This window comes from Streptomyces sp. NL15-2K (genome assembly GCF_030551255.1).
GTDB lineage: Bacteria > Actinomycetota > Actinomycetes > Streptomycetales > Streptomycetaceae > Streptomyces.
Map to the genome: position 1 here is coordinate 8,691,937 of NZ_CP130630.1, position 24,688 is coordinate 8,716,624.

Annotated in this window: 23 protein-coding genes; 17 read left to right on the forward strand and 6 right to left on the reverse strand. The window is 71.3% G+C overall.

Annotation, left to right across the window (positions count from 1 at the left end; translation table 11 throughout):
• Positions 1-122: 122 nt before the first annotated feature.
• From Q4V64_RS39050 to Q4V64_RS39065, 4 genes are all read left to right on the forward strand, one after another.
• Positions 123-2,999, forward strand: coding sequence for a bifunctional GNAT family N-acetyltransferase/acetate--CoA ligase family protein (locus Q4V64_RS39050; protein WP_124438709.1), 2,877 nt, complete (start codon positions 123-125; stop codon positions 2,997-2,999).
• Between the two features lie 90 nt (positions 3,000-3,089).
• Positions 3,090-3,686, forward strand: coding sequence for a DUF5998 family protein (locus tag Q4V64_RS39055; protein WP_124438708.1), 597 nt, complete (start codon positions 3,090-3,092; stop codon positions 3,684-3,686).
• On the forward strand, positions 3,686-4,888 hold the full coding sequence (locus Q4V64_RS39060; protein WP_124438707.1) for a nucleotide pyrophosphatase/phosphodiesterase family protein: 1,203 nt from the start codon (positions 3,686-3,688) through the stop codon (positions 4,886-4,888). The genes Q4V64_RS39055 and Q4V64_RS39060 overlap by 1 nt, the downstream gene beginning before the upstream one ends.
• Before the next feature lie 53 nt (positions 4,889-4,941).
• Positions 4,942-5,568, forward strand: a complete 627-nt coding sequence (locus Q4V64_RS39065; protein WP_124438706.1) for a thymidine kinase — start codon at positions 4,942-4,944, stop codon at positions 5,566-5,568.
• A gap of 49 nt (positions 5,569-5,617) precedes the next feature.
• Here the strand turns inward: Q4V64_RS39065 and Q4V64_RS39070 are convergent, their stop codons facing one another.
• A complete protein-coding gene (locus tag Q4V64_RS39070; protein ID WP_124438705.1) occupies positions 5,618-6,421 on the reverse strand; it encodes a VOC family protein in 804 nt (267 codons plus the stop codon).
• Between the two features lie 289 nt (positions 6,422-6,710).
• On the opposite strand from Q4V64_RS39070, the gene Q4V64_RS39075 reads away from it, so the two are divergent.
• Positions 6,711-7,562, forward strand: coding sequence for a sulfurtransferase (locus Q4V64_RS39075; RefSeq protein ID WP_303713986.1), 852 nt, complete (start codon positions 6,711-6,713; stop codon positions 7,560-7,562).
• A gap of 109 nt (positions 7,563-7,671) precedes the next feature.
• Here the strand turns inward: Q4V64_RS39075 and sepH are convergent, their stop codons facing one another.
• The 3 genes from sepH to Q4V64_RS39090 form a co-directional block, all read right to left on the reverse strand.
• On the reverse strand, positions 7,672-8,721 hold the full coding sequence (gene sepH, locus Q4V64_RS39080) for a septation protein SepH (protein WP_124438703.1): 1,050 nt from the start codon (positions 8,719-8,721) through the stop codon (positions 7,672-7,674).
• A 463-nt stretch (positions 8,722-9,184) separates the two neighbouring features.
• Positions 9,185-10,504 (reverse strand): D-arabinono-1,4-lactone oxidase, encoded by a 1,320-nt coding sequence (locus tag Q4V64_RS39085; RefSeq protein ID WP_124438702.1) that lies wholly within the window; start codon positions 10,502-10,504, stop codon positions 9,185-9,187.
• Positions 10,464-11,702, reverse strand: coding sequence for an MFS transporter (locus Q4V64_RS39090; RefSeq protein WP_124438701.1), 1,239 nt, complete (start codon positions 11,700-11,702; stop codon positions 10,464-10,466). Before Q4V64_RS39090 ends, Q4V64_RS39085 begins: the two co-directional genes overlap by 41 nt.
• 150 nt (positions 11,703-11,852) lie before the next feature.
• Between Q4V64_RS39090 and Q4V64_RS39095 the strand changes: the two genes are divergently transcribed.
• Together Q4V64_RS39095 and Q4V64_RS39100 are read left to right on the forward strand one after the other, a co-directional pair.
• Positions 11,853-12,995, forward strand: a complete 1,143-nt coding sequence (locus Q4V64_RS39095) for a ferrochelatase (RefSeq protein WP_124438700.1) — start codon at positions 11,853-11,855, stop codon at positions 12,993-12,995.
• A gap of 8 nt (positions 12,996-13,003) precedes the next feature.
• Entirely contained in the window at positions 13,004-13,819 is an 816-nt protein-coding gene (locus Q4V64_RS39100; protein ID WP_124438699.1) for an inositol monophosphatase family protein, read from the forward strand.
• Between the two features lie 100 nt (positions 13,820-13,919).
• Here the strand turns inward: Q4V64_RS39100 and Q4V64_RS39105 are convergent, their stop codons facing one another.
• On the reverse strand, positions 13,920-14,093 hold the full coding sequence (locus tag Q4V64_RS39105) for a hypothetical protein (RefSeq protein ID WP_172629090.1): 174 nt from the start codon (positions 14,091-14,093) through the stop codon (positions 13,920-13,922).
• Between the two features lie 418 nt (positions 14,094-14,511).
• Between Q4V64_RS39105 and Q4V64_RS39110 the strand changes: the two genes are divergently transcribed.
• From Q4V64_RS39110 to Q4V64_RS39125, 4 genes are all read left to right on the forward strand, one after another.
• Positions 14,512-15,165 (forward strand): response regulator transcription factor, encoded by a 654-nt coding sequence (locus tag Q4V64_RS39110; RefSeq protein ID WP_007385219.1) that lies wholly within the window; start codon positions 14,512-14,514, stop codon positions 15,163-15,165.
• 6 nt (positions 15,166-15,171) lie between these two features.
• Positions 15,172-16,410, forward strand: a complete 1,239-nt coding sequence (locus tag Q4V64_RS39115) for a HAMP domain-containing sensor histidine kinase (RefSeq protein WP_124438698.1) — start codon at positions 15,172-15,174, stop codon at positions 16,408-16,410.
• A gap of 417 nt (positions 16,411-16,827) precedes the next feature.
• Positions 16,828-17,124: a DUF4193 domain-containing protein gene (locus Q4V64_RS39120; RefSeq protein ID WP_005481602.1), complete on the forward strand. Its 297-nt coding sequence runs from the start codon at positions 16,828-16,830 to the stop codon at positions 17,122-17,124.
• Between the two features lie 13 nt (positions 17,125-17,137).
• Positions 17,138-18,106, forward strand: coding sequence for a hypothetical protein (locus Q4V64_RS39125; protein WP_124438697.1), 969 nt, complete (start codon positions 17,138-17,140; stop codon positions 18,104-18,106).
• Between the two features lie 17 nt (positions 18,107-18,123).
• On the opposite strand, the gene Q4V64_RS39130 is transcribed toward Q4V64_RS39125, so the two are convergent.
• A complete protein-coding gene (locus Q4V64_RS39130; RefSeq protein ID WP_124438696.1) occupies positions 18,124-18,585 on the reverse strand; it encodes a DUF3093 domain-containing protein in 462 nt (153 codons plus the stop codon).
• Between the two features lie 58 nt (positions 18,586-18,643).
• On the opposite strand from Q4V64_RS39130, the gene Q4V64_RS39135 reads away from it, so the two are divergent.
• The 6 genes from Q4V64_RS39135 (at position 18,644) to Q4V64_RS39160 (ending at position 24,683) form a co-directional block, all read left to right on the forward strand.
• Positions 18,644-19,228, forward strand: a complete 585-nt coding sequence (locus Q4V64_RS39135) for a PaaI family thioesterase (protein WP_124438695.1) — start codon at positions 18,644-18,646, stop codon at positions 19,226-19,228.
• The gene (gene dut, locus Q4V64_RS39140) at positions 19,225-19,776 is read left to right on the forward strand and encodes a dUTP diphosphatase (RefSeq protein WP_124438694.1); all 552 of its coding nucleotides are present in this window, start codon (positions 19,225-19,227) and stop codon (positions 19,774-19,776) included. Before Q4V64_RS39135 ends, dut begins: the two co-directional genes overlap by 4 nt.
• Before the next feature lies 1 nt (position 19,777).
• Positions 19,778-20,548 (forward strand): DUF3710 domain-containing protein, encoded by a 771-nt coding sequence (locus Q4V64_RS39145; RefSeq protein WP_124438693.1) that lies wholly within the window; start codon positions 19,778-19,780, stop codon positions 20,546-20,548.
• Positions 20,549-20,639: 91 nt separating this feature from the next.
• On the forward strand, positions 20,640-21,332 hold the full coding sequence (locus Q4V64_RS39150; RefSeq protein ID WP_124438692.1) for an ABC transporter ATP-binding protein: 693 nt from the start codon (positions 20,640-20,642) through the stop codon (positions 21,330-21,332).
• 127 nt (positions 21,333-21,459) lie between these two features.
• Positions 21,460-24,003: a sensor histidine kinase KdpD gene (locus Q4V64_RS39155; protein WP_124438691.1), complete on the forward strand. Its 2,544-nt coding sequence runs from the start codon at positions 21,460-21,462 to the stop codon at positions 24,001-24,003.
• Positions 24,000-24,683, forward strand: coding sequence for a response regulator (locus Q4V64_RS39160; RefSeq protein ID WP_124438690.1), 684 nt, complete (start codon positions 24,000-24,002; stop codon positions 24,681-24,683). The genes Q4V64_RS39155 and Q4V64_RS39160 overlap by 4 nt, the downstream gene beginning before the upstream one ends.
• The last annotated feature ends 5 nt before the right edge of the window (positions 24,684-24,688 follow it).

A 24,688-nucleotide genomic window follows, 5' to 3' on the forward strand; every position in this document is an offset into this window, starting at 1 on the left:
CTCAGGTGTCGTCGGACCGCGGCCTCGGCCCGACTTCCGTCCTCCACAGACTGCCCCGCGCCCGTCGTCGTACGCGAGACCGCCCCGCGCCGTTGTCGTACGCGAGCCGTACTCTGGGGCCCATGCAGACCTCGCCGGACCGGCACGAGTATCCCGCCCACTGGGAGGCCGACGTGGTGCTGCGCGACGGTGGTACCGCGCGCATCCGGCCCATCACCGTTGATGACGCCGATCGCCTCGTCAGCTTCTATGAGCAGGTCTCGGACGAGTCGAAGTACTACCGCTTCTTCGCGCCCTACCCTCGCCTGTCCGCCAAGGACGTCCACCGCTTCACGCACCACGACTTTGTGGACCGGGTGGGACTCGCGGCCACCATCGGCGGCGAGTTCATCGCCACCGTACGCTACGACCGCATCGGCGCCGACGGCATGCCCGCCTCTGCCCCCGCCGAGGAGGCCGAGGTCGCCTTCCTCGTGCAGGACGCCCACCAGGGGCGCGGGGTCGCCTCCGCCCTCCTCGAGCACATCGCGGCCGTCGCGCGCGAGCGCGGGATCCGCCGGTTCGCCGCCGAGGTGCTGCCCGCCAACAGCAAGATGATCAAGGTGTTCACGGACGCCGGGTACACCCAGAAGCGCAGCTTCGAGGACGGCGTCGTACGCCTGGAGTTCGACCTGGAGCCGACGGACCGCTCGCTCGCCGTGCAGTACGCGCGCGAACAGCGGGCCGAGGCGCGGTCCGTGCAGCGGCTGCTCATGCCCGGTTCCGTCGCCGTGGTCGGGACCGGCCGCGCGCCCGGAGGCGTCGGGCGAAGCGTCCTCGACAACATCAGGGACGCCGGGTTCACGGGTCTGCTGTACGCCGTGAACAGGGCCTTCCCCGAGCAGCAGAAGGAACTCGACGGCGTGCCCGCCCACCGCTCGGTGCGGGACATCGAGGGGCCGGTCGACCTCGCGGTCGTCGCCGTGCCCGCGGAGCATGTCCCCGAGGTCGTCGAGGAGTGCGGCACCCATGGCGTGCAGGGGCTGGTCGTACTGTCCGCCGGGTACGCCGACAGCGGGCCCGAGGGCCGCGAGCGGCAGCGCGAACTCGTCCGGCACGCGCGCGCGTACGGCATGCGGATCATCGGGCCGAACGCGTTCGGGATCATCAACACCTCCCCGGACGTCCGGCTGAACGCCTCCCTCGCGCCCGAGATGCCCCGGCCCGGGCGGATCGGGCTGTTCGCCCAGTCCGGCGCCATCGGTATCGCCCTGCTGTCCCGGCTGCACCGGCGCGGCGGCGGGGTCACCGGTGTGACCGGCGTGTCGACCTTCGTCTCGTCCGGCAACCGGGCGGACGTGTCCGGCAACGACGTCCTCCAGTACTGGTACGACGACACCGACACCGATGTCGTCCTCATGTACCTGGAGTCCATCGGCAACCCGCGTAAGTTCACGCGGCTCGCGCGACGGACGGCGGCGGCGAAGCCGCTGGTCGTGGTGCAGGGGGCCGGTTCCGGTCCGCAGGGGCATGCCGTACGGGCGACTCGGTTGCCGCATGCCACGGTGTCCGCGTTGCTCCGGCAGGCCGGGGTGATCCGGGTGGAGACGATCACGGAGCTGGTGGACACGGGGCTGCTGCTCGCGCGGCAGCCGCTGCCCGGCGGGTCGCGGGTGGCGATTCTGGGGAACTCCGAGTCTTTGGGGGTGCTGACGTACGACGCGTGTCTCTCCGAGGGTTTGCGGCCGTTGCCTCCGTTGGATCTGACGACGGGGGCGTCGCCGGGGGACTTTCATGGGGCGTTGTCGCGGGCGTTGGCGGATGACGCTTGCGATGCGGTCGTTGTTACGGCGATACCGGCTGTGGGGGAGGGGCTGGCTGGGGATGCGGCGTTGGCTGAAGCCCTGAGGTCCGCTGCCGAGCGGGTGCCGGGGAAGCCTGTGCTCGTGGTGCATGTGGAGCTCGGGGGTCTTGCGGAAGCGTTGTCGGCTGCGGCTAGCACCGCACCACAGGCCGGTTCCAACGCCCCCGTCGTTGCTGGCCGTGCCCACCCTCCCCCACTCTCGGCTTCGCTCGAGCGGGGGGACCCCCATCGCCCTGCGGAACGACTGCCCACGGCGGCAGTAGCGGCAGATGTGCGCGCTCCCCACAACGGCTCCCGCCTCATCCCCGCCTACCCCGCCGCCGAACGCGCCGTCCGCGCCCTCTCCGAGGTCGTCCGGTACGCGCAGTGGCGGCGGGACGTCGCCGAGCCCGGGAAGGTGCCCGAGTACGAGGACATCGACGAGAAGGGGGCCGCCGAGCTGATCGACGGGCTGCTGGCCCGCGGGCAGGGGCTCACCCTCGGTACCGAGGAGACCTGCGAGCTGCTCGGCAAGTACGGCATCCATGCGCACCGCGCCCTGCCCGCCCCCACCCCCGACGACGCCGCCCGAGCCGCCCGCACCCTCGGCTACCCGGTCGCCCTCAAGGCCACCGCCCCGCACCTGCGACACCGCGCCGACCTGGGCGGCGTACGCCTGGATCTCACGGACGAGGAGCAACTGCGGCGGGCGTACGCCGAGTTGACCGACTTGTTCGGGACGCCTCAGGAGCTTCGGCCGGTGGTGCAGGGGATGGCCCCGCGGGGTGTCGACACCGTCGTGCGGGCCGTCATCGACCCGGCGGCAGGGGCCGTACTGTCGTTCGGGCTGGCCGGGGCCGCCACGCAGCTGCTCGGGGACATGGCGCACCGGCTGATCCCCGTCACCGACCGCGAGGCGACCTCGCTCATCCGTTCGATCCGCACGGCGCCCCTCCTCTTCGGCTGGCGCGGCTCGGCCCCGGTCGACGCCTCCGCCCTCGAAGAGCTGCTGCTGCGGGTCTCCCGGCTGGTCGACGACCACCCGGAGGTCGTCGCGGTCACCCTGGAACCGGTCGTCGTCGCCCCGCGCGGCCTGAGCGTGCTCGGCGCCTCCGTCCGCCTGGCGCCCCCGCCGGCCCGCGACGACCTCGGCCCGAGGACGCTCCCGGCGTACTGACGCGTACGGACGCCCATCTCAGTGCCCGGGACGGGCCGAGCCCACGGAGACCGCCGCGAGCGTCCCTCGCAGTCAGTGGGTCGCCGTAGGATGGGCGTCATGGCCAAGACCAGTACTACGACCCAGGGGCTGCGTGCGGCGATCGAGCGCAGCGGCTACTACCCGGCCCTCGTGGCCGAGGCGGTGGAGGCCGCTTTGGGTGGCGAGCCCATCCAGTCGTACCTGGTCCATCAGGAGACGACGTTCGATCAGAACGAGGTGCGGCGGCATGTGACCGTCCTCGTCCTCACCGGCAACCGCTTCATCGTCAGCCACACCGACGAGCAGGCCGCCGACAGCACGTCCCCGACGCCGTACGCCACGACCTCCACCGAGTCGGTCAAGCTCGGCCGGATCTCGTCGGTCGTGGTGAGCCGCGTCGTCGCGAACCCGGAGCAGTACGCTCCGGGCACGCTGCCCCGCGAGGTCGTGCTGACCATCGGCTGGGGCGCCGTCTCCCGGATCGACCTGGAGCCGGCCGCCTGCGGCGACCCCAACTGCGAGGCCGACCACGGCTACACGGGCAACTCGACGGCGGACGACCTGAGCCTGCGCGTGAGCGAGGCCGGGGACGGCCCGGAGACGGTGCGCCAGGCGCTCGCCTTCGCGCAGGCCATCTCCGAAGCGACCGCGGACGTCACCCGCTGATGGCGCAGCCCGTCTCCGCCTGGGGCCACCACCCGGAACCGCTCGCCCTCGACTCCGCGCCCGTCCCCGCGTACGGCACCGGTTCGCTCGCCGACCTGCTGCCCACGCTGGCCGCCGGTCTGGCCGTACCGGGCATGACCGCGGCGATCCCGGAGCTCACCCCCGCCGACCGGAACTGCGTGTTCCTGATCGACGGCCTGGGCTGGGAGCAGCTGCGCGGGCACCCGGACGAAGCCCCCTTCATGAACTCGCTCCTCGGCACCTCACGCGGCGGCACCGGGCGCCCGATCACCGCCGGCTTCCCGGCCACCACCGCGACCTCCCTGGCCTCCATCGGCACCGGTCTGCCCCCCGGCGCCCACGGCCTGCCCGGCTACGCCGTGCGCAACCCGGACACCGGCGAGCTGATGAACCAGCTGCGCTGGCAGCCGTGGACCCCGCCGCATGTCTGGCAGCCGTACCCCACCGTCTTCCAACTGGCCGACCGGGCCGGTGTGCACGCGGCCCAGGTGTCGTCCCCCACCTTCGAGAGCACCCCGCTGACCAAGGTCGCGCTCAGCGGCGGAACGTTCCACGGGCGGATGTCCGGCGAGGACCGCATGGACCTCGCGGCCGAGCAACTGGCCGCCAAAGACCGCTCCCTGGTCTACACGTACTACGCAGAGGTCGACGGCGCCGGCCACCGCTTCGGCGTCGACTCCGACACCTGGCGCGGTCGCCTGATGCACGTCGACCGGCTGGTCCAGCGCCTGGCCGAGCAACTGCCCCCGCGCACCGCGCTCTACGTCACCGCCGACCACGGCATGATCGACGTGCCCTTCGACGAAGAGCACCGCATCGACTTCGACGCGGACTGGGAACTGCGCGCCGGTGTCGCCCTGCTGGGCGGCGAGGGCCGCGCCCGGCACGTCTACGCGGTGCCGGGCGCCGAGAACGACGTGCTGACCTGCTGGCGCGAGGTCATCGGCGAGCAGTTCTGGGTGGCCTCGCGGGACGAGGCGGTCGCGGCGGGCTGGTTCGGGCGGCCCGACCAGGTCGAACGGCGGGTGTACGAGCGGATCGGCGACGTGGTCGCCGCCGCGCGCGACGACGTGCTCCTCATCGCCTCGGAGCGAGAGCCGAAGGAGTCGTCGATGGTCGGCAACCACGGTTCCATGACCCCCGCCGAGCAGCTCGTCCCGCTGCTCGAAGTACGCTCCTGACGCCCACCCCGGCCACCGTCCGTCACCGAAAACCGAAAGGTGCTCAACCCGCCATGCCCGAGCTGGTGTTCTTCTCCGGAACGATGGACTGCGGGAAGTCCACGCTGGCTCTCCAGATCGAGCACAACCGCTCGGCGCGCGGCCTCCAGGGCGTGATCTTCACCCGTGACGACCGCGCCGGCGAGGGAAAGCTTTCCTCGCGGCTCGGCCTGGTCACGGAGGCGGTCGAGGCCGGGCCGGACATGGACCTCTTCGGCTACGTCGTGGACTGCATGGCGCGGGGCGGCAAGGTCGACTACCTGATCGTGGACGAGGCGCAGTTCCTCGCGCCGGAGCAGATCGACCAACTGGCGCGTGCTGTGGACGACCTGGCCCTGGACGTCTACGCCTTCGGCATCACCACCGACTTCCGGACCAGGCTGTTCCCCGGCTCGCAGCGCCTGATCGAGCTGGCGGACCGGATAGAGACGCTCCAGGTGGAGGCGATGTGCTGGTGCGGGGCGCGCGCCACGCACAACGCCCGTACGTTGGGCGGCGAGATGGTGGTGGAGGGTGAACAGGTCGTCGTCGGCGACGTGAACCGCCCGGCCGCCGAGGTCGGTTACGAGGTGCTGTGCCGACGCCACCACCGCCGCAGGATGACCAGCGCGTCGGTGAGCATCTCCGGCCGGCCGCATTGACCTACGGCGTTGTTCACGCGGTCGATCCGTGGCTGGCCGCTGGTCATGATCAGCGTGGCCGCTGCAGCAGGGAGAACCGCGCGCCTTCTGGATCCGCCACCATCGCCACCCGGCCGTGGGCGCTGTCCCGGGGCGGTTTGAGGACGTGACCGCCCAGGTCCGCCACGTGGGCCGCCGCCTCGTCCGTGTCGGCCACTTCGAAGTACGTCACCCAGTGCGGCCCCCGGTCGCGGGACACGGCGCCTCCCACCCCGTGGATGCCGGCGACGGGGCGGCCGCCGATGTGCAGGATCACGTAGTCCAAGTCGGTGGACACCACCGGCTCCTCCTCGTGACCGAACACCGTCTCGTAGAACTTGGCGACGCTCACGGACTCGAAGGTCAGCAACTCGTGCCAGGCCGGCGTCCCGGGCACCGAGCCGATGGACGTGCCGAGATGCGCCGCCGCCTGCCACACGCCGAAGACGGCGCCCGACGGATCGGAGCCGATCATCAGACGCCCGGCCTCCTCCGCGTCCAGTGGGCCCACCCCGACCGTGCCGCCGCACAGGCATACCGTTTCGGCCGTCAAATCCACGTCGTCCGAGGCGAGGTAGGGCGTCCAGGCGATGGAGAGGTGGCGGTCGGGCGGCAGTTGGCCGATCCCGGCCACCTCATGTCCGTCGAGCAGGGCCCGGACATAGGGGCCGAGTTGCTGAGGGCCCGGCCGGAACTCCCAGCCGAACAGCGATCCGTAGAACTCCTGGGTCGCGGCCATGCCGTGCACCATCAGACTCACCCAGCAGGGCGTGCCGGGCACGTGCCGAGCGTGCGTCTCGCCGTTCGGGCCGGCCGACCCCCTTGCCTCGGTCATCGTCACTCTCTCCTCGGCCCCTCGCGGTGGCCATGTCGCGTCCGCTCTGACGGACCCCCGTGCCGATGCTCGCACCCCCGCCCGCCCCGGGCGCGCCGCCGGACCGTGGCCCGTGCCCGGACAATGCCGTCTGTGCGCGTTCCCGACCGTGTCAGGCGGATGGCCGACGGGTGTCGATCGGCTGTACAGCATGTGCCCGATCCAGTACGCCTCGTGATCGGAGCTGCCCGGCGGGCAGAGTAGCCGGGCATGGACGTAGCGGCCACCCCCATGCGCAAGGATGGTGGCCATGAACGCCATCATCTCCGCATCCGATCTCGCGAGCCAGCTGGCAGGGGAGAACCCGCCGGTCCTGCTCGACGTCCGCTGGCAGCTGAGCGTGGCCAAGGCGGCCGGGGAGCCGTCGTTCGACGGCCGTGCCGAGTACGCGGCCGGGCACATCCCCGGCGCCGTCTTCGTCGACCTGGACAGGGAGCTCGCCGCGACGCCCGGCACCGGCGGCCGGCACCCGCTGCCCGACCTCGCGGAGTTCGGCGCCGCCATGCGCCGCGCGGGGGTTTCGTCCGGGACGCCGGTGGTCGTGTACGACGGGGGCCAGGGCTGGGCGGCGGCCCGTGCCTGGTGGCTGTTGCGCTGGACGGGTCACCCGGACGTGCGGGTCCTCGACGGCGGGTTGCCGGCGTGGCAGGGGGAGCTGTCGACGGAGGTGCCCGAGCCGGCCGAGGGCGACTTCGAGCCGGTGCCGGGCGCGACCGGCTTGCTCGATGCGGACGGGGCCGCGGCGCTGGCGCGTTCCGGGGTGCTGTTGGACGCGCGGGCGGGGGAGCGGTACCGGGGCGAGGTGGAGCCGATCGATCCGGTCGGCGGGCACATCCCCGGGGCCGTGTCCGCACCCACGAACGAGAACGTGGGGGCGGACGGGCGGTTCCTGCCCGCGGAGGAGTTGGGCGCCCGGTTCAAGGCGCTGGGCGTGTCCGACGGTTCCGAGGTCGGGGTGTACTGCGGATCGGGCGTCTCGGCCGCCCACGAGGTACTGGCGCTGGCGGTCGCGGGTATCCCGGCGGCGCTGTACGTCGGCTCTTGGTCGCAGTGGTCGTCGGATCCGTCGCGGCCGGTCGCCGTGGGGCCCGAACCGCAGTAGGCGCACACCTGGAGGGGCCCGCACCGAACGGCGCGGGCCCCTCCAGACGTCGTACGACCGACCTGGGTACGACTGATCCAGGCGTCGTACGACCGACCACTCCTGCTTCCTACTCCTGCTTCTTGCGCCGCGTCCCGAACACGATCTCGTCCCAGCTCGGCACGGCCGCCCGGCGGCCAGGGCGGACGCCGTCCGCCTCGGCCTGGCGGTCGGTGGAGCCGATGAGGCGGTCGCGGTGGCTGCCGACGGAACGGGGCATGAGGACGTCCGCGTAGGCGGAACCGGCCGAGGCCGCGGGGGCGGGAGGCTCCTCCTCCTCGGGTTCCGGGGCGGGGGGCTCTTCCTCCTCGGGTTCCTCCGCCGGGCGTTCCGGGACCACCAGGTCGCCGCGGAAGCTCGGCACCGCCTCCAGCAGGCTGGTCAGCGAGTCCCGCTCGCCCGCACTCTCCTCGGCGGCGGGCTCGTCGAGCGACGGCGCCGGCAGGCTGGGCCGCTCCCGGTCGAGGGCACGGTCCAGCGGACGGTCGCGCGGCAGCCGTGCGATGCGCGGGACGAACGGGAAGCTGGGCTCCGGGGTGGCGGCGAGGTCCTCGGACTCGCCGATCAGCGAGCGCGCCTCCTCGTCGACGGCCTGGACGAGCCGCCTGGGCGGGTCGTACGTCCAGCTCGCCGAGTGGGGTTCGCCCGCGACCCGGTAGACCAGCAGGACCTCCCAGGTGCCGTCGTCGCGGCGCCACGAGTCCCACTGGACCGTGTCCTTCTCGGCGCCGCGCAGCAGCAGCCGCTCCTGGACGGCCTCGCCGAGTTGGGGTCCGGCGTTCTCGCCGGGACGGCGGACCGGGGTCTTCCTGGCCCGTTCGGCCATGAAGGCGCGCTCCGCGAGTACGGGGCCCTCGAAGCGCCGTACGCGATCGACGGGGATCCCGGCCATCTGTGCGACCTCTTCCGCGGTCGCGCCGGCTCGTATACGCGCCTGGATGTCACGGGGGCGGAGATGGCTCTCCACCTCGATCTCGATCTGGCCGAGGCGGGGACGGTCGCCGCGCACGGCTGCGCGCAGGCGTTCGTCGATAGGAAGGGTGTACTCCGTAGAGTCGGCAGCCTTCAGCACCAGCCGTGTGCCGTCATTGGAGACGGCCACGACACGCAGTTCGGGCATGGGGACCTCCCGGGTGGTGCCTGCCGACGTCACGTGCGTCGCTGCTTCCGCTAGTCGAGTGTGGCCTGCCCGGGTGCAGCCTGCCACAACCTTGCCGAGTTGCCCGGCGTGTCGGGCACGGGCCCTGGATCGCCGTTATGGCACGGTTACCTATTCGCAACGCTAAGTGACCAACTCCGTCACCCTGTGCAACTAGCCCCCTCCTGGCGGTCCTTGAAGGCCATGGACGCCCTGGCGGGAGACCTGACCCAGGGCTCGCAACAGTACTCCATTTGGGCCACGTGCGTGGATTGGCACGCCGCCCAACTTCCGGCAAGGGGTGGCGCTCGGCCGTCGTGCCGCGGTTTTCTGGATCTTGAACGTGGCGTAATTCACGCAATCGCCGGAAACGGAACTAATGGTTTCGTCCGTGCGCCGCCTTCCCGCGCGGCCGGTTGGCCAAGTCCGTCCCCCGGCGCGTCCGCTACGCCCCCAACACCCGCCGCAAGTAGTCGTTCTGGAACCGTCGATCGGGATCCAGTTCGTCCCGAAGTGCCGTGAACTCGCCGAAACGTGGGTACACCTGGGCGAAGTATTCGGCGTCTCGCGTGTGCACCTTGCCCCAGTGCGGCCGGCCCTCGTGCGCGGTGAAGATCCGCTCGGCAGCGGTGAAGTACGCCTGGTAGGGCGCCCCCTTGACCATGTGGACGGCGATGTACGCACTGTCGCGGCCCGAAGCGGTGGACAGCGTGATGTCGTCGGCCGGCGCGGTGCGCACCTCGACCGGGAAGCTGACCCGGAGGGCGGAACGGTCGACCATCGCCTTGAGTTCGCGCAGCGCGTCGGCCACGGCCGCGCGCGGAACGGCGTACTCCATCTCCACGAAGCGCACCCGGCGCGGAGACGTGAAGACCTTGTAGGGAATGTCGGTGTAGGTCCGCGCGGACAGCGCCTTGCTGGAGATCTGCGCGATCGCCGGCACCGTCGCGGGCATCGCGCGGCCGACCCACTGGGCCACCTGGAAGACGCCGTTGGAGAGGAACTCGTCCTCGAACCAGCCCGCGAGCTGCCCCACCGGCTGTTCCGGGCCCGCGCTGCGGTTGTTGCGCTTGGTGTTGGTGCTGCCGGTGTGCGGGAACCAGTAGAACTCGAAATGTTCGTTCTCGGCCCACAGTTGGTCGAACTCGGCCACGACCTTGTCGAAGGGCATCGGCTCCTCACGAGCCGTGAGCAGGAAGACGGGCTCCACGGCGAAGGTGATCGCGGTGACTATGCCGAGAGCGCCCAGGCTTATTCGGGCCGCCGCGAAGACTTCCGGGTTCTCCTTCTCGGAGCAGGTGAGCACCGAACCATCGGCCGTGACCAGCTCAAGGCCCTTGATCTGCGCGGCGATCGAGCCCGACTCGCGGCCGGTGCCGTGCGTACCGGTGCTGGTCGCCCCGGAGACCGTCTGCTCCATGATGTCGCCCATGTTGGTGAGCGACAGACCCTCGCGGGCCAGGGCCATGTTGAGCCTCTTGAGCGGGGTGCCGGCCTCGACCGTGACCGTGCCGGCCTCGCGATCGATGCTGCGGATGCCGGTGAGGAGCTGAGGGCGGATCAACACACCGTCGGTGGCGGCGATGGACGTGAAGGAGTGCCCGGAGCCGACGGCCTTGACCTTCAGGCCGTCCTCGGCCGCCTTCCGCACCGCGTCGGAGAGTTCCTCGACCGAGGCGGGAGTGACCTCCCGCGCCGGGCGGGCGGCGACATTGCCTCCCCAGTTACGCCACGTGCCGTTCTTCGCGCTCGCTGTGCTGCTCAACGGTCCCTCCCCGACGCGGAGCCGGCCTGCTGAGCCGGCGGTACCCGAGGAAACCGACCGCGACCGCGACGGCCCCGGACACCGCGGGAACCCCGTACCCGGCCCGCGCACCGGCGGCGTCGATCACCCAGCCGGCCACCGAGGAGCCGAGCGCGACCCCGACCGCGAGCCCGGTGCTCACCCAGGTCATGCCCTCGGTCAGGTGCGCGCGTGGTACGTGCTGCTCGATGAGGGACATCGTCGTGATCATCGTGGGAGCGATGGACAAGCCCGCAACGAACAGCGCCACGGCCAGAAACGGCAAGTTTCCGACCAGTAGGAGGGGGATCATACTCACGGCCATCGTGCAGACGCCCAGCAGCCAGCGAGGTTCCGGCGCTCCCTTGAAGCGCAGCAGCCCGAACACGATCCCGGCGGCGCAGGAGCCCGCCGCGTACAGCGCGAGGACGACGCTCGCGGCGCCCTTGTGTCCCTGCTCGTCGGCGAAGGCCACGGTGACCACGTCGACGGCCCCGAAGATCGCGCCCGTCGCCACGAAGGTGGCCACCAGGACCTGCAGGCCCGGAGCGCGCAGGGCCGAGCCGGCGCCGCGGTGCTCACGCGGATGCGGCGCCGGCTCGGTGGCGCGCTGCGCGGTCAGCCAGAAGACGCCGACCGCCAGGAAGCAGGCGGCGAGCAGCGGGCCGGCCTCCGGGAACCAGGCCGTGGACAGGCCGATGGAGATGATCGGCCCGAAGATGAAGCACACCTCGTCGATCACGGACTCGAAGGAGTACGCGGTGTGCAGCTGCGGAGTGCCCCGGTAGAGCGCCGCCCAGCGGGACCGGATCATCGCCCCGATGCTCGGCACACAGCCGATGCCGACGCAGGCCGCGTACAGCGTCCAGTCCGGCCAGCCGTAGTGCGCGGCGAACAGCAGCACCGCCGCCGCGACGAGCGAGATCAGCGTCGCCGGGCGCAGCACCCGCCGCTGCCCGTACTGGTCCACCAGACGCGACACCTGCGGACCCGCCACCGCGGCGGCGAGCGCGATGGTGGCCGACAGGGCGCCGGCCAGGCCGTACCGCCCGGTGAGCTGGGACACCATGGTCACCACGCCGATGCCCATCATCGACAGCGGCATGCGGCCGAGGAACCCCGCGGCGGAGAAGCCCTTGGAGCCGGGGGCGGCGAACAGGGCGAGGTAGGGGCTGGGCAACGGGGTCTCCGGAAGGGCTCAGTAAGGTGCGAACGCAGTTTATAGAGCTTACTGATTAGGTGACCCTAATGCACCCCTGCCGACGGGCTTGACCAGCAGTGGTCACCCCGCCGTTTCCGGGCTGTCAGTGCCGGGTGGCAGGATCGACCCATGCCAGACGCGCCCGATGTCACCCCCCACGACGCAACCCCCTATGACGCCCTGCTCCTGCTCTCGTTCGGCGGCCCCGAGGGCCCGGACGACGTGGTTCCGTTCCTGGAGAACGTGACGCGGGGGCGCGGTATCCCCAAGGAACGCCTGAAGGAAGTGGGTCAGCACTACTTCCTGTTCGGCGGCGTCAGCCCGATCAACGACCAGAACCGCGCCCTGCTGGACGCCCTCCGCAAGGACTTCGCGGACCACGGCCTGGACCTGCCGGTCTACTGGGGCAACCGCAACTGGGCGCCCTACCTGACGGACACCCTGCGCGAGATGGTCACGGACGGCCGCCGCCGCATCCTGGTCCTCGCCACCAGCGCCTACGCCTCCTACTCCGGCTGCCGCCAGTACCGCGAGAACCTCGCCGACTCGCTGGCGACCCTTCAGGCCGAGGGCCTGGAGCTGCCAAAGGTCGACAAGCTGCGCCACTACTTCAACCACCCCGGCTTCCTGGAGCCAATGATCGACGGGGTGATCCAGTCCCTCGCCGACCTGCCCGAGGACGTCCGCGACGGCGCCCACATCGCCTTCTCGACCCACTCGATCCCGACCGCGTCCGCGGACACCTCCGGCCCGGTCGAGGGCCACGGTGACGGCGGCGCGTACGTCAGGCAGCACCTGGACGTGGCGCGGCTGATCGCCGACGCCGTCCGTGAGCGCACCGGCGTCGACCACCCCTGGCAGCTCGTCTACCAGTCCCGCTCCGGCGCCCCGCACATCCCCTGGCTGGAGCCCGACATCTGCGACCACCTGGACGAGCGGCACGCGGCCGGGGTTCCGGCGGTCGTCATCGCGCCCATCGGCTTCGTCTCCGACCACATGGAGGTCCTGTACGACCTCGACACGGAGGCCAAGGGCAAGGCCGAGGAGCTGGGCCTGCCGATGCGCCGCTCGGCCACCGTCGGCGCCGACCCGCGGTTCGCCGCCGCGATCCGCGACCTCGTCCTGGAGCGCGCCTCGGTCGAACGCGGCCAGGAGGTCACCCCCTGCGCCCTGGGCGCGCTCGGCCCCGATCACCAGCTCTGCCCGATCGGCTGCTGCCCCGCCCGTGCCCCGCGCCCCGCCGCCGCGGGCGCCGACAGCCCCTACGCGTGAGGAGCCCCGTGACCGACCCCCTGCACGCGGAACTGCTGAAGCTCGCCCAGGAGGCCGCCCGCCGCGCGGGTGCGCTGCTGCGGGACGGCCGCCCGGCCGACCTCACGGTCGCCGCGACCAAGTCGAGCCCGATCGACGTGGTCACCGAGATGGACATCGCGGCGGAGAAGCTGATCACGGACCTGATCTCCGAGCAGCGCCCCGACGACGGCTTCCTCGGTGAGGAGGGCGCCGCCACCGAGGGCACGAGCGGCGTCCGCTGGGTGATCGACCCGCTCGACGGCACGGTCAACTACCTGTACGGATTGCCCACTTGGGCCGTCTCCATCGCGGCCGAGCAGGACGGCGAGCCAGTGGCCGGGGTCGTCGCGGCCCCGATGCGCGGCGAGACGTACCACGCGGTCCGCGGCGGGGGCGCCTGGGCCACCGGCGCCTGGGACGGCGAACGCAGGCTGGCCTGCCGCCCCGCACCGCCCCTGGAGCAGGCCCTGGTCTCGACGGGCTTCAACTACGTCACCGAGGTCCGCGCCCACCAGGCCGACGTCGCCCAGCGGCTGATCCCCCTGCTGCGGGACATCCGGCGCAGCGGCTCGGCCGCGGTCGACCTGTGCGACGTGGCCTCCGGCCGCCTGGACGGCTACTACGAGCGCGGCCTCAACGCGTGGGACCTCGCCGCAGGCGACCTCATCGCCCGCGAGGCGGGCGCCCTGACCGGTGGACGCCCCGGAGAACGCCCGTCCCGCGACCTCGCGGTGGTGGGGACCCCGGGCGTCTTCGAGCCCCTCCAGCGCCTCCTGGAGGACCTCGGGGCCTGGCACGACTGACGGCACGCGGCACCACCGCAGCCCACAGTCAGGGCGACGCAAAAACAGCGGGGCCCGGCGCTGGATTCGCCGGGCCCCGCTGTAGTGCCGTGCGAGCCGATCAGACGCTGTACGCGCCGACCTCCACACCGTGTTCGGCGGCGAGGCGGCGCAGGTCGTCGAGCTCGGCCTGCTCCACCTCGACGAGGAAGTCGTCGCCCTCGTCGCGAGCCCGCGTCAGATCGGACTCGGTCGCCCTTATGCGCTGCAGAAGTCCTGCGGTGAATGCGTCCATGCTGCGCCCCCTCGTCCTGGGTCGTGGGTCGGTGGCACGGGGGTGTGCCGTTCGGAAGGGGCGATCACGTCTCCGTAGGTGCCCAGCGCTGCCCGGTGCTGGGCGGCGACGGTGCCGGACACCCACGCCCACTCTGCTGCAAGCGGATCGCGGAGTGCCGCATGGTGGTACGGCACATGCAGAGCGTGATCGCGGGGTGTAAAGCCGTCCTCCCCCCGCTCTCTTCCACGGAAACCTCAACCGGACGAGAAAATCTCGCATTCCCGGGTCTCCTACCTGTCCTTGGGACTGCGCTCACCCGCCTTACCGCCGACTTATGGCCGAAAAGGGCAGGATGGAGGTCTACACACTGACCAAGCCCCCCTGCCCGCGTGCCCGAGAAGCGCTACGCGGGTGGACATCAGGAAGGACAAGCGACGTGCGCGTACTCGTCGTCGAGGACGAGCAGCTGCTCGCCGATGCGGTGGCCACCGGACTGCGCCGGGAGGCCATGGCCGTCGACGTCGTGTACGACGGTGCGGCCGCCCTGGAGCGCATCGGAGTCAACGACTACGACGTGGTCGTCCTCGACCGCGACCTCCCGCTCGTGCACGGCGACGACGTCTGCCGCAAGATCGTCGAGCTCGGCATGCCCACCCGGGTGCTGATGCTCACGGCGTCCGGCGACGTCAGCGACCGCGTGGAGGGCCTGGAGATCGGCGCCGACGACTATCTGCCCAAGCCCTTCGCGTTCAGCGAGCTCACGGCACGCGTGCGTGCCCTCGGCCGGCGCACCAGCGTGCCCCTGCCGCCGGTCCTGGAGCGCGCCGGGATCAAGCTCGACCCCAACCGCCGCGAGGTCTTCCGCGACGGCAAGGAGGTCCAGCTCGCGCCCAAGGAGTTCGCCGTCCTGGAGGTGCTGATGCGCAGCGAGGGCGCGGTCGTCTCCGCCGAGCAGCTCCTGGAGAAGGCCTGGGACGAGAACACCGACCCGTTCACGAACGTCGTGCGGGTCACCGTCATGACCCTGCGCCGCAAGCTGGGTGAGCCGCCCGTCATCGTCACCGTGCCCGGCTCCGGCTACCGGATCTGATCACCCGTGGCCGCGACCCCCGCGCCTCCGCAGGCGCCCCCGAAGCCCACCTGGGACCCCCGCAGGCCGGCGCCGCCGTTCCCCTGGCTGCGACCGACGATCCGCATAAGGCTCACCCTGCTGTACGGCGGCATGTTCCTGATCGCCGGCATCCTGCTGCTGTCGATCATCTACCTGTTCGCGGCGAACGCGCTGAATGTCGGCAGCAACCTGCCCTTCCAGATCCTCTCCGGCAGCCGGGTGTCCAGCGAGACGTGCAACCTGGGCCCCTCCCAGCTGCCCGCGGACGAGCTCAATCGCGCGCTGAACGCATGCGTGAACCAGCAGCGCCAGCACGCCCTGGACAATCTGCTCAGCCGCTCGCTCCTGGCCCTGCTCGGTCTCGCGATCATCGCCTTCGCCTTCGGCTACGCCATGGCCGGCCGCGTCCTGTCGCCGCTCGGCCGGATCCTGCGCACCGCGCGCGGGGTGGCGGGCTCGGACCTGTCCCGCCGTATCGAGCTGGACGGACCCGACGACGAGCTGAAGGAGCTGGCGGACACCTTCGACGACATGCTGGAGCGGCTGCAGCGGGCGTTCACGGCCCAGCAGCGCTTCGTCGGCAACGCCTCGCACGAGCTGCGCACACCACTGGCGATCAACCGCACGCTCCTCGAGGTGCACCTGTCCGATCCGAACGCACCGGTGGAGCTGCAGCAGCTCGGCAAGACACTGCTGGCCACGAACGAGCGCAGCGAGCAGCTCGTCGAGGGTCTGCTGCTGCTCGCCCGCAGCGACAACCAGATCATCGAGCGCAAGCCGGTGGACCTCGCCGAGGTCGCCACGCAGGCCATCGACCAGGTGCATGGCGAGGCGGAGGCCAAGGGTGTGGCGATCCGGGGCGAGCAGAAGCCCGCCGTGGTCCAGGGCAACGGCGTGCTGCTGGAGCGGATCGCCCTGAACCTCGTACAGAACGCTGTGCGGTACAACGTGTCGGAGGGCGGCTGGGTCGAGGTGACGACGGACATCCAGCACGGACAGGCGGTCCTGGTCGTCTCCAACACCGGCCCGGTCGTGCCGGCGTACGAGATCGACAACCTCTTCGAGCCCTTCAGACGGCTGCGTACGGAGCGTACGGGCAGTGACAAGGGCGTTGGCCTCGGTCTGTCCATCGCCCGGTCCGTGGCCCGTGCGCACGGCGGGCACATCTCGGCTCAGCCACGTGACGGAGGTGGACTCGTCATGCGCGTCACCCTCCCCGTCTGAGAGCATGGCCCCCGCACACGATCCAACACACGGGGGATGTTCGCTTTGCGCGGAATTTTCGGGGCACCGCCCGACCGCTCGCCGAGCGTCTCCGTGTGTGATCGATCACAAGAGCGAATTTCCGGCCGCATACTCTCCGTGATCATGTGACCTGCAGGAAAGCCGGGAAAATCCGGGTTTTCGCAGGTCCTGATCACGGGAAGTACACGGTGAGACGCCTTTGAAGTGCGGGATTCGGACCGTGTACGGTCCCGATCGCCATCCAACCCGATCACTCATGAGGAGTCCGGTTGGGTGTCGATTGAGTAACAGACCTTGATGTGAGGCAAAATCTCCGCCTCGGGTCGGGCACAAGTCCGGCCTCTCACGCGTTACGTGCGCTGGAGACACCGAAGACACCCAGAGGGGGAGAGCGACATGGCAACCGATTACGACACTCCACGCAAGACCGATGACGACGTCGACTCGGACAGCCTTGAAGAACTGAAGGCCCGGCGGAACGACAAGTCGACCTCCGCAGTGGACGTCGACGAATTCGAGGCTGCCGAGGGCCTCGAGCTGCCCGGAGCCGACCTCTCCAATGAGGAGCTGGCCGTCCGGGTACTGCCGAAGCAGCAGGACGAGTTCACTTGCATGAGCTGCTTCCTGGTGCACCACCGCAGCCAGCTGGCCCGAGAGAAGAACGGCCAGCCGATCTGCCGCGACTGCGACTGAGGACGGGTCGGCCGTGACTGGCTCGACCCCTCCCCGGAAGCGCCGCTTCCTCCTGAGGGGAGCGGACCGAGGGCCGTCCGACGGCCCCCACCGCGCGCGTGACGACGAGCGGGGCTCATCCGATTCGGGATCGGCCTCGCTCGAACCGGCGGCAGACAGGGCTGACCTCCCGGTGCCGGCCGAGACACCCGCGCCCGTCGCACGGCGGCGGGCCGCGGTGATCCGGGAGAAGGCCAGGGAAGGCGCCCACAAGGGCGGCAGCCGTGCCCGCGCGGCCTTGGCGCATCTCGCCGACCGGCTCATCGAAAACGCCCCGCGGATCCCCGTGCGGGACCTCGCGACGCTTCGCAGGCAGTTCCCGGGTCTGGGGCCCGAGGAGCTCGCCGACAAGCTCGTGACGGGCGCGTCGAGCGCGACGGCCACCGTGGGAGCGGGAATCGGCGCGGCCGCGATGATGCCTGTTCCGCCCGCGATGCCGACGGAGCTGGCCGCCGAGATCACCGGCGTGGCGGCGATCGAGCTGAAGCTGATCGCCGAGCTCCACGAGGTGTACGGCGTACGGCCGCCGGGCAATCTGGCGCAGCGCTCCACCGCGTATCTGAACTCCTGGTCGGGAGAGCGCGGAATCGACGTGAGCAAGCCGTCGACGATCAACGGCGCGCTGAACAGCCGTATGAAACAGCAGCTGCGGCAGCAGATCATGAAGCGGATGGTGCGGAATCTGCCGAACCTGATGCCGTTCATGGTGGGCGCGGCCGTGGGTGCCGTCATGAACCGCCGGGACACCAGGCGACTCGCGGAGCGGATCCGGGCCGACCTGCGCAAGAATCAGGTGCCGTGGGACGAACTTCCCGCACTGCCGCCGCTGGAGACCCCCAAGGACGCGCTGCCGATCGGGGACGTTCACGCAGAGGGCGGCCCGAGAGGGGGCGGCCCCAAGGAGGACGGTCCGAAGGAGGACGGCCCGAAAGAGCTCGGGTGACGCCTCGTCCGGGTGTTCTATCCGGCCGCCCGCGCCGCCTTCAGCGCCTCGGCCAGCCGCTCCGGCTCACGCGTCGACAGGTACAGGTACGGCGTCGGGTCCGCGGGGTCCGTGACCTCCACGCGCAGAGCGGTGGGGATGTAGGCGCGCAGCAGCAGGAAGGCGCGGGTGTCGGCCTTGTACGTCCGCCAGGCGGCGGCCTCCTGCGCGTCCAGCACCTCCGCCTCGCCCAGCGCCGACACCGGGATCTTCGCCTCGCCCGCGATCAGGAAACCGCCCACGACACGGATGCGCAGCGAGCCGTACGCGCTGGCCACGACCGCCGCCGCGGCGGTGCCGCCGACCAGGCCGCCGAGCATCGGCAGGGTGCCGAAGGGCATCAGGACCAACGCCATCGAGACCCCGACCAGGAAGGAGATCAGCCACCAGGAGCGGGGTGCGGTGAGACGTTCTTCGTACGGGGCGGCGGAGAGCTGCATGGAGCCAAGCTTGGCACGGTGTCGGCGCCGCGCCGACGCGCGGGTAAGGTCTGCGGCTGTGAGTGGTACTTCCGCGGCTCTCAAGCCTCCGGCCGACGCCGTGAAACCGGTGCGGCACCCTGATGCTCCCGCACCCGGTGAGCTGCTCGGTGCGCACTACGCACAGTGCTTCGGCTGCGGCGGCGGGCAGCAGCACGGGCTGCACCTGGCGGCGCGGGCCGGCGAGGGGGTCACCCTCACCGCCGAGTTCACCGTGCGGCCCGCCCACCAGGGCGCTCCGGGACTCGCGCACGGCGGTGTGCTGGCGAGCGCCCTCGACGAGACCCTCGGCGCGCTGAACTGGATGCTGCGGACGATCGCCGTGACCGGGCGGCTGGAGACCGACTTCGTACGGCCCGTGCCGGTCGGCACGACCCTGCACCTTCAGGCCGAGGTGACCGCGGTGGCCGGGCGGAAGATCTACTCGAGCGCCACCGGCCGCATCGGCGACGCCGACGGGCCTGTCGCGGTCCGCGCCGACGCGCTCTTCATCGAGGTGAAGGTCGACCATTTCGTCGACCACGGCCGCCAGGAGGAGATCCAGGCCGCCATGAACGATCCGGACCAGGTGCGGCGTGCCCGCGCCTTCGAGGTGAACCCGTGAGTCGTGACCCCGTGAACGTGCTGATCCGGCGCGTCGATCCCGCCGTACCGCTTCCGACGTACGCGCATCCCGGTGACGCGGGAGCCGATCTGCGCACCACCGAGAGTTGTGAACTGCGGCCGGGTGAACGGGCCGTGCTGCCCACGGGGGTGTCCGTGGCCCTCCCGGAGGGGTATGCGGCCTTCGTGCACCCGCGTTCCGGTCTCGCCGCCCGCTGCGGTGTCGCTCTCGTGAATGCCCCGGGGACGGTTGATGCCGGGTACCGTGGGGAGATCAAGGTGATCGTGGTGAATCTCGACCCGCGCGAGTCCGTGCGGTTCGAGCGCTTCGACCGGATTGCCCAACTGGTCGTCCAGCAGGTCGAGAGGGTCCGCTTCCAGGAGGTCGCGGAACTTCCCGACTCGGCACGGGCCGAGGGGGGATTCGGGTCCACCGGTGGCCATGCCGAGGTGGACGGCGGGCGCGGCACAAGTGGTCACGCCGCCGTGGGCGGCGCGACGGGTGGGAATCGATACGCTTCGGTCGTATCCGACCGGGAAGGACAGTGACGTGTTCGGACGTCGCAAGAAGAAGGGCTCCGCTGAGGACGCGGCGGACGCGGCGAGCGAGGCCGAGCAGGTCGTCGACAGTGTCGACACTGAGGCGGACGACGAGGTCGAGCGCGAGCGCGTGAGGCTGGAACCGGAGCCGCGGCCCGACGGGCCGTGGGACAGCTCCGAGGTCCGTGACCCGGCCGAGGGCCGGGTGGACCTGGGCGGGCTGTTCGTGCCCGGCGTCGACGGCATGGAGCTGCGGGTCGAGGTCGCGGGTGACGCGATCGTCGCGGCGACCGTCGTGCTGCAGGACAGCGCCATCCAGTTGCAGGCCTTCGCCGCTCCCAAGCGGGAGGGCATCTGGGGCGAGGTGCGCGAGGAGATCGGCTCCGGCATCACCCAGCAGGGCGGCATCATCGACGAGGTCGAGGGTCCGCTGGGCTGGGAGCTGCGCGCCCAGGTGCCGGTGCAGCTGCCGGACGGCACGGGCGGCTTCCAGGTGGTGCGGTTCGTCGGGGTGGACGGGCCCCGCTGGTTCCTGCGCGGGGTGATCTCGGGCCAGGGCGCGGTACAGCCGCAGGCCGCGGGTCTGCTGGAGCAGATCTTCCGGGACACGGTGGTGGTCCGCGGCGACGGCCCGATGGCGCCGCGCGACCCGATCGTCCTGAAGCTGCCGGACGACGCGCAGATGGTCCCCGAGGGCGTCACGCAGGAGGAGGCGGGCTCCCGCTTCTCCGGCGGCATGGGACAGCTGCAGCGCGGGCCGGAGATCACCGAGGTCCGGTAGACAGTCGAGACACAGGGCCGCACCTCTCGCCGGGGTGCGGCCTTTTCTCGTACTCTGGCGCCCGGTTCACGGGGGAACGGGGGGAGGACGCATGACTCAGGTGGTCACCGAGACCATGGTGCGCGTCGAGAACGTCCGCAAGTCCTACGGCGACTCGGCCGCCGTCGTCCATGCCCTGCGCGGCGTTTCCTTCGACGTGCCGCGCGGGGAACTCGTCGCCCTCAAGGGCCGGTCGGGATCCGGGAAGACCACGCTCCTGAACATCGTCGGCGGCCTTGACGCGCCGGACGAGGGGCGCGTCACGGTCGACGGGCTCGACCTCGCGGGGCTGGACGAGGACGGCCTGCTCGCCCTGCGCCGGGACCGCATCGGTTTCGTCTTCCAGTCCTTCGGGCTCATCCCGATCCTCACCGCCGCCGAGAACGTCGGCGTGCCGATGCGGCTGCGCCGGGCCGACCCGCGGATACGCGAGGAGCGCGTCGATCTGCTGCTGTCCCTGGTCGGCCTCGCCGATCACGCCGGGCAGCGACCCGGCGAGCTGTCCGGCGGCCAGCAGCAGCGGGTCGCCATCGCCCGCGCCCTCGCCAACAACCCCTCGCTGCTCATCGCCGACGAGCCGACCGGCCAGCTGGACGCGGAGACCGGTCACTCCGTGATGGAGCTGCTGCGTGCCGTCGTACGCAGTGAACGGGTCACCGCGCTCGTCGCCACGCACGACGCGAATCTGCTGGACCTGGCCGACCGGGTGCTGGAACTGCGGGACGGGGAGATCGTCCAGGGCTGACGCCCGGCGCCGGGGGCGTCAGGGTTGCGTCAAAGACGGTCCGGAGGCCGGACCCGACCCCATTTGTCGGGATTCTTGGCCGTAAGGTCGACGCTGCGCAGGCAGGTGACCGAAAGACAATGAGGGTATGGGACGCGGCAGGCTTCGGATCTATCTCGGTGCGGCACCGGGCGTCGGCAAGACGTACGCGATGCTGTCCGAGGCGCACCGGCGCGTCGAGCGGGGCACCGACTGCGTCGTGGCCTTCGTCGAGCACCACGACCGGCCGCGCACCGAGGTGATGCTGCGCGGTCTGGAGCGGATCCCGCGCAAGGAGCTGGAGTACCGCGGCGGCGTCTTCACCGAGATGGACGTCGACGCCGCCCTCACCCGGCGTCCCCAGGTCGCTCTCGTGGACGAACTCGCCCACACCAACATCCCCGGCTCGCGCAACGCCAAGCGGTGGCAGGACGTCGAGGAGCTGCTGGCGGCCGGCATCGACGTCGTATCGACCGTCAACATCCAGCACCTGGAGTCGCTGGGCGACGTGGTCGAGTCGATCACGGGGGTGCGGCAGCAGGAGACGGTGCCGGACGAGGTGGTGCGGCGGGCGGACCAGATCGAGCTAGTCGACATGTCGCCACAGGCGCTGCGGCGGCGGATGGCGCACGGCAACATCTACCAGCCGGACAAGGTGGACGCGGCCCTGTCGAACTACTTCCGGCCCGGCAACCTGACGGCGCTGCGGGAGCTGGCGCTGTTGTGGGTGGCCGACCGGGTGGACGCCTATCTGCAGCAGTACCGCAGTGAGCACCGGGTGTCGAAGATCTGGGGTTCGCGGGAGCGGATCGTGGTCGGACTGACCGGCGGCCCGGAGGGGCGGACGCTGATCCGGCGGGCGGCGCGACTGGCGGAGAAGGGCGCCGGCGGCGAGGTGCTCGCGGTCTACATAGCCCGCAGCGACGGGCTGACCTCGGTCTCGCCGAAGGAACTGGCCGTACAGCGCACCCTCGTCGAAGACCTGGGCGGCACCTTCCACCACGTGGTGGGCGACGACATACCGGTGGCCCTGCTGGACTTCGCGCGCGGTGTGAACGCCACCCAGATCGTCCTCGGCTCCTCGCGCCGCAAGGCCTGGCAGTACGTCTTCGGCCCCGGCGTCGGCGCGACGGTCGCCCGGGAGTCCGGCACCGACCTCGACGTGCACATCGTCACCCACGAGGAGGTAGCCAAGGGGCGCGGGCTGCCGGTGGCCAGGGGCGCGCGGCTGGGCCGGGCCCGGATCGTCTCGGGCTGGCTGGTCGGCGTGGCCGGGCCGGCGGTCATGGCGTTGCTGCTCAGCTTCGTGGACCTCGGCCTCGCCAACGACATGTTGCTGTTCCTGACGGTGACGGTGGCGGCGGCGCTGCTCGGCGGGCTCCTCCCCGCGCTGGCCTCGGCGGCGGTGGGCTCCCTGCTGCTGAACTACTTCTACACACCACCCCTGCACCACTGGCGGATCGCCGACCCGGAGAACATCGTCGCCCTCGCCATATTCGTCGGCGTCGGGGTTTCGGTGGCCTCCGTGGTGGACCTCGCGGCCCGCCGCACGCACCAGGCCGCCCGGCTGCGGGCGGAGTCGGAGATCCTGTCCTTCCTCGCGGGCAACGTGCTGCGCGGCGAGACCGGCCTGGAGGAGCTGCTGGAGCGGGTCCGCGAGACCTTCGGCATGGAGTCGGCCGCGCTGCTGGAGCGGGAGAGCGACGTCGAGCCGTGGACCTGCGCGGGCCGGGTCGGTTCCGGGCCGGAGGTGGAGCGGCCCGAGGACGCGGACGTCGACATGCCGGTCGGGGACCACATGGCGCTCGCGCTGACCGGACGGGTGCTGCCCGCCGAGGACCGCCGGGTGCTGGCCGCCTTCGCCGCCCAGGCGGCCGTCGTCCTGGACCGCCGACGCCTGAAGGAGGAGGCCGACCACGCCCGCACGCTCGCCGAGGGCAACCGCATCCGTACGGCGCTGCTGGCCGCCGTCAGCCATGACCTCCGTACGCCGCTGGCCGGGATCAAGGCGGCCGTCTCGTCGTTGCGGTCCGACGACGTGGCGTGGTCCGAGGAGGACCGGGCGGAGCTGCTGGAGGGCATCGAGGAGGGCGCCGACCGCCTGGACCACCTGGTGGGCAACCTCCTCGACATGTCCCGCCTGCACACCGGCACGGTCACCCCGCTGATCCGGGAGATCGACCTGGACGAGGTGGTGCCGATGGCGCTCGGCGGGGTGCCCGCGGACAGCGTGGAGCTGGACGTCCCGGAGACCCTGCCCATGGTCGCCGTGGACCCCGGGCTGCTGGAGCGGTCGGTGGCCAACCTGGTCGAGAACGCGGTCAAGTACGGTCCGCCCGGCAAGCCGGTTCTGGTCTCCGCCAGCGCCCTCGCCGACCGGGTCGAGGTGCGGGTGGTCGACCGCGGGCCGGGCGTCCCCGACGAGGCCAAGGAACGCATCTTCGAGCCCTTCCAGCGCTACGGCGACGCCCCGCGCGGAGCCGGCGTGGGTCTCGGTCTCGCCGTGGCCCGCGGCTTCGCCGAGGCCATGGGCGGCACCCTCGACGCGGAGGACACGCCCGGCGGCGGCCTCACCATGGTGCTCACGCTCCGGGCGGCGGGAGCGCGGCCGGAGTTCCTCTCCTCACCGGAACCAGAAAGGCAGGCCTCATGACCCGGGTGCTCGTGATCGACGACGAGCCGCAGATCGTGCGCGCCCTCGTGATCAACCTCAAGGCACGCAAGTACGAGGTCGACGCGGCGCACGACGGCGCCACCGCCCTCCAGCTCGCCGCCGCCCGCCACCCGGACGTGGTGGTCCTCGACCTGGGCCTGCCCGACATGGACGGCGTAGAGGTGATCAGGGGCCTGCGCGGCTGGACCCGGGTGCCGATCCTGGTGCTGTCGGCCCGGCACTCCTCCGACGAGAAGGTCGAGGCCCTCGACGCGGGCGCCGACGACTACGTCACCAAGCCGTTCGGCATGGACGAGCTGCTGGCCCGGCTGCGGGCCGCCGTCCGCCGCGCGGAGCCCACGGGCGGCGGCGAGGACGACGTCCTGGTGGAGACCGACGGGTTCACCGTCGACCTGGCCGCGAAGAAGGTGAACCGGGACGGCAAGGACGTACGGCTGACGCCCACGGAGTGGCATCTGCTGGAGGTGCTGGTGCGCAACACCGGCCGCCTGGTCAGCCAGAAGCAGCTGCTCCAGGAGGTGTGGGGGCCGTCGTACGGGACGGAGACGAACTACCTGCGGGTCTACATGGCCCAGCTGAGGCGGAAGCTGGAAGCGGACCCGTCGCATCCGAAGCACTTCATCACGGAGCCTGGGATGGGGTACCGCTTCGAAGGCTAGTACGG

What these genes read in the sequence shown, in the direction of transcription:
- Q4V64_RS39055 (WP_124438708.1), top strand. Translation starts at nt 3,090, where the DNA reads ATGGGCGTCATGGCCAAGACCAGTACTACGACCCAGGGGCTGCGTGCG.
- Q4V64_RS39095 (WP_124438700.1), top strand. Translation starts at nt 11,853, where the DNA reads ATGCCAGACGCGCCCGATGTCACCCCCCACGACGCAACCCCCTATGAC.
- Q4V64_RS39130 (WP_124438696.1), bottom strand. Translation starts at nt 18,585, where the DNA reads ATGCAGCTCTCCGCCGCCCCGTACGAAGAACGTCTCACCGCACCCCGC.
- Q4V64_RS39060 (WP_124438707.1), top strand. Translation starts at nt 3,686, where the DNA reads ATGGCGCAGCCCGTCTCCGCCTGGGGCCACCACCCGGAACCGCTCGCC.
- Q4V64_RS39120 (WP_005481602.1), top strand. Translation starts at nt 16,828, where the DNA reads ATGGCAACCGATTACGACACTCCACGCAAGACCGATGACGACGTCGAC.
- Q4V64_RS39050 (WP_124438709.1), top strand. Translation starts at nt 123, where the DNA reads ATGCAGACCTCGCCGGACCGGCACGAGTATCCCGCCCACTGGGAGGCC.
- Q4V64_RS39075 (WP_303713986.1), top strand. Translation starts at nt 6,711, where the DNA reads ATGAACGCCATCATCTCCGCATCCGATCTCGCGAGCCAGCTGGCAGGG.
- sepH (WP_124438703.1), bottom strand. Translation starts at nt 8,721, where the DNA reads ATGCCCGAACTGCGTGTCGTGGCCGTCTCCAATGACGGCACACGGCTG.
- Q4V64_RS39150 (WP_124438692.1), top strand. Translation starts at nt 20,640, where the DNA reads ATGACTCAGGTGGTCACCGAGACCATGGTGCGCGTCGAGAACGTCCGC.
- Q4V64_RS39160 (WP_124438690.1), top strand. Translation starts at nt 24,000, where the DNA reads ATGACCCGGGTGCTCGTGATCGACGACGAGCCGCAGATCGTGCGCGCC.
- Q4V64_RS39105 (WP_172629090.1), bottom strand. Translation starts at nt 14,093, where the DNA reads ATGGACGCATTCACCGCAGGACTTCTGCAGCGCATAAGGGCGACCGAG.
- Q4V64_RS39065 (WP_124438706.1), top strand. Translation starts at nt 4,942, where the DNA reads ATGCCCGAGCTGGTGTTCTTCTCCGGAACGATGGACTGCGGGAAGTCC.
- Q4V64_RS39070 (WP_124438705.1), bottom strand. Translation starts at nt 6,421, where the DNA reads ATGACCGAGGCAAGGGGGTCGGCCGGCCCGAACGGCGAGACGCACGCT.
- Q4V64_RS39155 (WP_124438691.1), top strand. Translation starts at nt 21,460, where the DNA reads ATGGGACGCGGCAGGCTTCGGATCTATCTCGGTGCGGCACCGGGCGTC.